This is a genomic window from Microcoleus sp. B6-A1, assembly GCF_036705085.1.
GTDB lineage: Bacteria > Cyanobacteriota > Cyanobacteriia > Cyanobacteriales > Microcoleaceae > Microcoleus.
In genome coordinates, this window is sequence record NZ_JAUBTU010000094.1 from 20,628 (window position 1) to 27,557 (window position 6,930).

4 protein-coding genes are annotated in these 6,930 nt (G+C 44.2%); all 4 read left to right on the forward strand.

Annotated features, from left to right (window positions below; translation table 11 throughout):
- Positions 1 to 707: 707 nt before the first annotated feature.
- The 4 genes from QUB11_RS25800 (at position 708) to QUB11_RS25815 (ending at position 6,730) form a co-directional block, all read left to right on the forward strand.
- Positions 708 to 4,043: an amino acid adenylation domain-containing protein gene (locus tag QUB11_RS25800; protein WP_333205693.1), complete on the forward strand. Its 3,336-nt coding sequence runs from the start codon at positions 708 to 710 to the stop codon at positions 4,041 to 4,043.
- A gap of 237 nt (positions 4,044 to 4,280) precedes the next feature.
- Positions 4,281 to 5,378 carry a HAMP domain-containing sensor histidine kinase gene (locus tag QUB11_RS25805; protein WP_333205694.1) on the forward strand — a complete coding sequence of 366 codons (1,098 nt, stop codon included), beginning with the start codon at positions 4,281 to 4,283 and terminating at the stop codon, positions 5,376 to 5,378.
- Positions 5,379 to 6,110: 732 nt separating this feature from the next.
- Complete coding sequence (locus QUB11_RS25810; RefSeq protein ID WP_194067329.1) at positions 6,111 to 6,278, forward strand: LysM peptidoglycan-binding domain-containing protein; 168 nt, start codon at positions 6,111 to 6,113, stop codon at positions 6,276 to 6,278.
- Between the two features lie 191 nt (positions 6,279 to 6,469).
- Positions 6,470 to 6,730: a beta/gamma crystallin-related protein gene (locus tag QUB11_RS25815; protein ID WP_333205695.1), complete on the forward strand. Its 261-nt coding sequence runs from the start codon at positions 6,470 to 6,472 to the stop codon at positions 6,728 to 6,730.
- The last annotated feature ends 200 nt before the right edge of the window (positions 6,731 to 6,930 follow it).

Sequence of the window (6,930 nt, forward strand, 5' to 3'; positions counted from 1 at the left end):
GTTGAATCAATAGTAGTCGCTAAGCTACAAATGTGAGAAAATTGCGTGAAGCAAAGCTATCCCGCTCTTAATCCCCCCAAGAACACTTTGTGCAATTAGAAATCATACTATAGCAATCCTCGCATCAGTTGTAAAAATATGTAGGGGTAGTGCTAAGAGTGCCTACCCCAGCCTGCATCGGGGCAACCGGGCGTGGGTTTCGCCCCTACAAGAATTACACAAATCATTGAGGATTGCTATACAGCTTGACCTCTCCACGAATTGCTCCCGGTAATTCTCGCATATAACTCACCCGATTGCACCCGACTCACAAACCTAAGAGCCCGTTCCGCGACTAAATTTGATTGGGGGGTGGCACTCCTAGCCCCTCAATGGATAACTCGATCCAGCAGGCAGAAACCCCGTTTCTTTTGCCCGCGTCTCTCCCGCACTCCCGCACCCAGATTTATTATATTAAAGGTTCCGATCTTTTGCTCGCGAAAGTTTTAAGAGGCGATCGCACCGTCAATCGATTTTAGATTTTAGATTTTAGATTTTAGAATTGAAGCCTTGACCCCACGGATAAATTCGGGGGGCAAGTTTCTCGGATACAGGTTTTTTATTTCTGGACGGATGAATCCGCAGGCTTGTATCCTGGATGCTGTCGGTCAAAAAACAACCCCACGCATCAAAAAATTAACACATCCCATCCCCTAAGAGCAACAGATATGGCCTCCGAAATTTATGACAATTCCTTTACAAAGGATATACAAAAACTGAATATTTCCTCAGAAGCCGAAGTGTTTGTCTTTCCGGCATCATTTGCCCAGCAGCGCTTGTGGTTTCTCGACCAATTCGCACCGGAAAACCCTTTCTATAATGTAGTAACAGCACTGCGCTTAACTGGTTCCCTCAACTTAACAGCCTTAGAGCAAACCTTCAACGAAATAGTGCAGCGCCACGAAACTTTGCGAACCACTTTTGCCGCGATATCAGGCCAACCAGTACAGATAATCTCTGCGGCTTTCAAGACTAATTTAAAAGTATTAGACTTGCAAGATTTGCCGCCAGAACAACGGCAAACAGAAGCCAAAAAACTCTCCGCAGCAGAATCTCTTCGCCCTTTCAATTTATCCACCGGGCCGCTGATGCGAGTCACCATCCTGCGGCTGACGGAGACCGAGCATATTCTATTGCTAAATATGCACCACATAGCCTCCGATGATTGGTCGATCGGTGTGCTAATTAGAGAAGTGCAGAGTATCTATACAGCTTTGATAAATCAACAGCCATCTCCCCTGCCAGAATTATCACTTCAATATGCCGACTTTGCCGAGTGGCAACGCGAATGGCTGCAAGGTGAAGTATTAGAAACTCAGCTTGCTTATTGGCGGCAGCAATTGCACGGAATTTCTGTGTTAAATTTGCCGACAGATCGCCCTGCACCAGCTAGGCAAAATTATCGCGGAAAAACTCAATATTTAGAACTGCCGAAAAAGCTGAAGGACGCACTTGTAGCGCTCTCGCAGCGAGAAGGAGCGACTTTATTTATGACAGTGCTCGCTGCATTTCAAACTTTGCTTTACCGCTACTCGCAACAAGAAGATATTGTTGTCGGTTCGCCGATCGCCAATCGCAACCGCAGCGAAATCGAAGCATTAATCGGCTTTTTTGTCAATACTTTAGTGCTGCGAACAGACTGTTCGGGAAACCCGACATTTCGAGATTTTTTGGGCCGGGTGCGGGAAGTAACCCTGGGAGCTTACGCTCACCAAGATTTGCCTTTTGAGAAGCTAGTCGAGGAATTGCACCCAGAGCGATCGTTGAATCGCCACCCGCTGTTTCAGGTGGTATTCGGGCTGCAAAATGCGCCGCTGGACGAGCTAGAATTGCCAGAATTAAAGTTGAGTTCTTTTCCTTTGGAGACTCAAACCACGCGCTTTGATTTAGAGCTGTATTTGTGGGAAGCTTCTGATAATTTTAGGAGCAGATACGGCGAACATTGGGAAGATTCGGAAGGACTCCGAGGCTTAGCTGTGTACAATACAGATTTATTTGATGAAGTTACGATCGCCCGAATGCTGAGGCATTTTAAAACGCTACTGGAAAGCATTGTGACTAATCCAGAACAAAGAATCGCTAACTTACCTTTATTGAGCGAGGATGAAGTGAATCAATTATTCAGAGAATGGAACGATACTCGGACAGATTATCCTCAAAATAAGTGCATTCATCAGTTATTTGAAGAGCGAGTCCAGCAGCATCTGGAGGATGTCGCCCTAACTTTCGACAGCCAGCACCTCACTTACAGAGAACTCAACAGTCGCAGCAACCAACTGGCGCGCTACCTACAAAAACTGGGCGTGGGGGCGGAGGTTTTAGTGGGGCTTTGTGCAGAGCGCTCGATCGACCTAATTGTCGGGATGTTGGCTATACTGAAAGCGGGAGGGGCTTATCTACCGTTAGATCCGAGCTATCCGCGCGATCGGCTAAACTTGATGCTGGAAGATGCTCAAGTTAAAGTCTTGCTAATTCAGGATAAATTGATTGAGAATTTCCTAGACTTCTCAAACTCGGTGATTTACTTCGATCGCGACTGGGAACACATAGCCAAAGAAAGCGCCGAAAATCCCGCCAACACCGTAACAGCAGACAACCTAGCTTACGTTATTTACACCTCTGGATCTACAGGAAAACCCAAGGGAGTTGCTGTCACCCACAAAGCAGTAAATCGGCTGGTACTCAACACAAATTATATAAAAATAGAACCTACAGATAAAATTGCCCAAGCATCAAACGCTTCATTCGATGCAGCCACATTCGAGATTTGGGGAGCTTTGCTTAACGGCGCTCAACTCGTGGGAATTAGCACAAATATTACCCTTTCGCCTCACGATTTAGCTTTAGAACTGCGCCAAGAAGGCATCACAGTTTTGTTTTTAACAACGGCATTATTTCAACAAATTGCTAGAGTTTTACCGCAAGCTTTTGATTCGCTGCGCTGCTTGCTGTTTGGCGGAGAATCTGTCGATATGAGATGGGTTAAAAAAGTCCTAAAACAGGCGCAAACCACTCAATTAATTCACGTTTACGGGCCTACAGAAAATACCACATTTTCGGCTTATTATTGCGTGCAAGACGTACCAGAAACCGCAACCTCTATCCCCATCGGCCGCCCGATCGCCAATACGCAAATTTATCTCCTCGATGCGGATTTGCAGCCGGTGGCGATCGGTGTTATAGGTCAATTGTACGTCGGCGGTGACGGACTAGCGAAAGGCTACCTCAACCAGCCAGATTTAACTGCTGCTGCATTCATTCCTAATCCTTTTAGCAATAAATCTGGTTCTAGCCTTTATAAAACAGGTGATTTAGGTCGCTATCTGGTTGACGGCAACATCGAGTTTTTAGGCCGCGTTGACGACCAAGTAAAAATTCGCGGCTACCGCATCGAGTTGGGAGAAATTGAAGCGGCTTTGTGCCAGCATCCACAAGTGCGCGAAGCAGTAGTAATTGTGAGGGAAGACATCCCCGACGATAAACATTTGGTAGCTTATGTTATTCCTGACGGTATTAATGAAAAATCAAAAAGTCACAATCTCAAGTCAAGTGACTTGCGCCAATTTTTGAAAGAAAAGTTACCAGGATATATGGTTCCTGCAAGTTATGCAGTGTTGGAGAATATGCCGCTGACGCCTAATGGCAAACTAGACCGCCGCGCCTTGCCTGATATAGAGACAGACAGCGAGGATATAACAGAAAATTATGTAGCGCCTAGGACTGATATCGAAGAAATGCTGGGGAAAATTTGGGCTAAGGTTTTGGGAAAACAGCAGGTTAGTATATACGATAATTTCTTTGAACTAGGGGGGCATTCCCTGCTAGCAACTCAGTTAATTTCTCGCATCCGAGACGCTTTGCAAGTCGAGTTATCGGTCAGCAATTTGTTTGAGGCTCCGACTGTGGCGAGTCTGGCAAAATACATTGAAACAATGCGCTGGGCCGCGACTGGTTTGGATACTCCCAGAACAGAGGAAAATGAGCGAGAAGATGTGGAATTCTAAGCCCTTACATAATTGGATGATTTTGATTGTTTTGTGGAATTGGCATTTGCCTGTCGGTAGAAATTACCGCAATGGGAACTGATATTCAAGCCTGTTTCACGAGGAGATTTAGACCTGTTACTTGCTAACCTCCTAAAGGCTGATGCTGCCTATATACTTGCAAAATTGCTCGCGGGGCATTATAAATAAGGGAGAAAATGTTCTCCCAACAGCGACTCATCCCGAAAATAAGAAACGATGTCCAACCAAGCGTCTGACCGTCTTAAACAAAATGCTGAAAAAATTATGCGGATGTGGGAGAAGCGGGCGCGTGATGAAGTCAGTGCATCAACGCATCAAAATTCTCTTGTCTTGCAAGATTCCCTACCTCTGTACTTAAACCAACTGGTGGATGAACTCTCAAACAGAATTGTCAGGACATCTGCCCGCATCACAGCCGACGAGGTAGAAAGTACGCGGATTGGCAAGCTGCATGGGCATGAACGGGCGGGGTATGCGGACTACTCCATGAGTCACCTCATTTTCGAGTATCACCTCCTCCGTCAAGTAATATTTCAAGTTTTAGAAGAAGAAGCACCTTTGGAAGTGCAAGATAGAGACATTATTATCGGCTCCATTGAGCAAGCCGTTAATGACGCCGCCACTCAATTCTCCGAAACGCTGCGAGATATTCAAGAACTATTTATGGTGACGCTAACTCACGACCTCAGAAATCCCATCAATGTCGTAAAAATGGGAACTCAACTAACTCTGCGGCGGCTTGAACGAGGAGATAGCCACGCGGATGTGGCCGCAAGGATGCTCAATGCGATCAATCGGCTGGATTCGATGATTCAAAATCTGCTGGATGCGAGTCGGCTGCGGGCAGGGCAGAGCTTAAAGATTGAATTTGAAGAATGCGATTTTGTGATGCTAGTCCAAGAGGTGGTAGAAGATTTGAGGTTCGCGTATGGAGATCGGTTTGTTGTAGTCTCTGATTCTGATATCACGAGCTATTGCAGTCGAAAAGAAATACGGCGGGTGATTGAAAATTTAGCAATTAACGCTGTGAAATATGGTGCGCCTAGTACGCCGATTACACTCACGCTCCAGCAAACTGAAACGCAGATCAGCCTCACCGTCCATAATGAAGGCGATCCGATCGCCCTAGACGCTCAATCCATCCTCTTTCAACAATTTCGTCGAACCATTTGTGCCGAGGAGCAAACTGGCTGGGGATTAGGATTATTTTTAGCAAAGAGTATTATTGAAGCCCATAAAGGGACACTTGCGGTTGAAAGTGCAGAGGGCAAGGGGACAAGCTTTATTATCAATTTACCAAAGGTTCTTCTTTAGTTCGGGACATTAAGACTAAGAAGAAAAATAGGTTATAAAATAATGAATCCACAGTCCACATTTTGAGTTGATCCAGAGAGGAAGCGCTTCAGCAAAGGCGATCGCTCTACACCCGCTATTTTTAAGCCGTCTGTCGTGCGAAGCAACGTTTTTCGGGAGTGACAAATCAGGGAGATATCTACCTCACGATATCCTCACATTTTCTTCACATTTTAAACGTAATATTGATCGCCCTAATTCCGCATCATGAAATCATAAAAGAGTAATCTCAGTTTTTTACCCGTACAGTAGATGAGGTCATTTACAATAACGACTTTTATGCCTGCCTGGTAATTTAATAACACTATTGATGAGTACGATAAACTCAACATAAGTAAGCAGCCTGACGCATTAAAACTGCAATTTAGTTATCTCAATATGGCTGTCAAAGTTATACTGTCAGGGAGACAAACAAGTTTTTACTAACAGCAATTATGAGGGTTTTTCCAACATTAAACTTGCGGATAAATCTTTAAATTTCTAATAACCTATTCACAATGATAGATATTTTATTCAACGATTAGGCTTAAGTTAGGTTTACGAGGAAAGAAACCAAATCTGAGATTCAATCGAAACTCGACGAGGTGAACAAAAGCCTCTAATTAGATCGAGAAAATCTGAATTTGCCTGCTGGAATCGTCTGAGAGAGTTTAGAAACAAAAGACAACGACCTTAACAACAAAGGAAAAAATCATGTCTAACAAAACACATACTGTAGCCGCTGGAGAAACATTTTCCAGTATTGCAGAGTTCCACTATGGTAATGGCAGTGATGCGAACGCGCAAAAAATTGCAGCTGCTAATCCTGGTGTTAGCCCTGGAAAATTACAAGTTGGTCAAACACTTCAAGTTCCTGCATAACAGGTTTGAAAAGCTTGTCAACATAGCTGCTTCTAATAGCAGCTATTAAGTAAGCATCCAGGAGGTTAGCCAATAAAACTAACCTTCTGCCCGCCCAAATTTCCCATAAAAAAGTTCCTGGTTAACAAAACTTTCGGTTGGATATTTTTTGGACTTTTTTAAATAAAACTGACTAATTTAGGAGACAGATAATGGCTGAAATAACTGTGTATAGCGATTCCAATTTTGGAGGTAATTCCAATACCTTTACCCAAGACTTAGCTAATATCGGAACTTTTTGGAACGACAAAATTACATCAGCTAAAGTAATCTCTGGTACATGGCAAGTTTTTGGGGATACTAACTTCACCGGGAGTAATGTGAAACTTCCACCGGGAGAGTATCCTAATCTTGCAATCAGCCCTGGTCGTATCAATAACGATAGCATTTCGTCGCTCAAGATTGTAGGATAACGAGCCAGAAAGCATCACATCCGTTGACCCCATTGCCTGTGGTGGCAGTGGGGAATTTTGATTTATGATTTAAGGAGAATACTCATGTCTTATCTTACGAAACTCTGTCAATCGTCAAGTTTAATATAGCCTTTCTCTGAAAGATGAGGTATCATGTTACTGACACTCACTCGTGAGGGTCAAACAGAGAAAATCAGCTC